The following is a 1,318-nucleotide window of genomic DNA, read 5'->3' as shown; positions in this document are numbered from 1 at the left end:
TCGAGCAGGATGCGGTTTTTCAATGTCTGGTGCCAGCGCTCTATCTTGCCTTGGGTCTGCGGATGGCCCGGCGCACCGTGGACCTGTTCGATGGACCGCTCTACCAACCATTCGCCGAGGTCCGAGGCGATGTAGCACGGGCCATTGTCGGATAGCAGGCGGGGTTTGTGTTCCACCCTTGCCGTGTCGCAACCGGATGCCGTGAGCGCCAGATTCAACGTGTCGGTGACATCATCGACTTTCATGGTCGTGCAAAGCTTCCAGGCGACGATGTAGCGTGAGAAGTCGTCGAGCACCGTGGACAGGTAGAACCACCCCCAGCCGATGACCTTCAGATAGGTGAAGTCGGTCTGCCACATCTCGTTCGGCCTGCTCGTCTTGTCCCTGAACTCGTCGCCAGCCTTGATGACGATGAAGGCTGGCGACGTGATGAGGTCGTGGGCCTTGAGCAGGCGATAGACCGAAGCCTCTGACACGAAATAGCTTTCCGTGTCGGTGAACTTCATCGCCAGTTCGCGCGACGACAGATCGACGTGGTCCAGCGCCATTTCGATGATCCGGCTGCGGACGTCATCGGGGATGCGATTCCACACCCGCGACGGAGCGGAATGCCGATCCTCAAGTCCCTCGAGGCCCTTGGTCTGGAGCCGATCATACCACCGGTAGAAGGTCGGCCGTGGAATGCCCAGCTTGTCGAGGGTTTGCTTCACCGGCAGGTGCGACTGCTCAACGATCCGGATAATTTCCAGTTTCTCGGAGGCAGGGTATCTCATTCCTCGTCTCCCCCATGCCCGATCATGCTTTTTTTGAGCAGCCGCAATTCGAGTGCCTGTTCGGCGACAACTTCCTTCAGATCGCGCGTTTCACGGCGCAGAACTTTCACCTCATCGGATGTAGCTGCACGCGCCGTATCCCCGGCCAGCCGCTTCTTGCCCGCTTCCAGAAATTCCTTCGACCAACTGTAATAAAGGCTCTCAGCAATGCCTTCGCGACGGCAAAGAGCCGCAATGGGCTTGTCGCAAAGATTTTAACAGGCCGCAATTATCCCCTGAACGGGGTGGATTTCAGACTTTGTTAACCTTTTGCAGTCCGAAGAGGCGCGCAAGCAGATCGTTCTGGTCGTTGACAGTCCAGCCACCGGAAAAGCCAAAGCCTTTCCTCAGCCACAGCATCGCCTCGAAACCCGCGATGGTTCGCCGCGCAGTGTTGAAGGACTGGAAGCCACCGATCTTCGGCATGTTCTTCTTCACGCGGAAATGGTCGCTCTCAATGCCTTGCTGGAGATGCTTGGTGACATAATGCACGGGATCTGGATGCT

The 1,318-nt window shown here is 57.5% G+C and carries 1 protein-coding gene and 1 pseudogene; both read right to left on the bottom strand.

The features are described 5' to 3' along the window. Positions 1-1,009 (bottom strand): annotated as a pseudogene (locus E8M77_RS21390) (IS3 family transposase); the annotation flags it as partial. A gap of 55 nt (positions 1,010-1,064) precedes the next feature. Next, on the bottom strand, positions 1,065-1,318 hold a 254-nt coding region (locus E8M77_RS21385; protein ID WP_137133064.1), incomplete at its 5' end, for a DDE-type integrase/transposase/recombinase.

The sequence above is a fragment of the Rhizobium sp. FY34 genome (assembly GCF_005222845.1).
GTDB lineage: Bacteria > Pseudomonadota > Alphaproteobacteria > Rhizobiales > Rhizobiaceae > Neorhizobium.
This window is presented reverse-complemented; position numbering and strand designations above follow the sequence as displayed.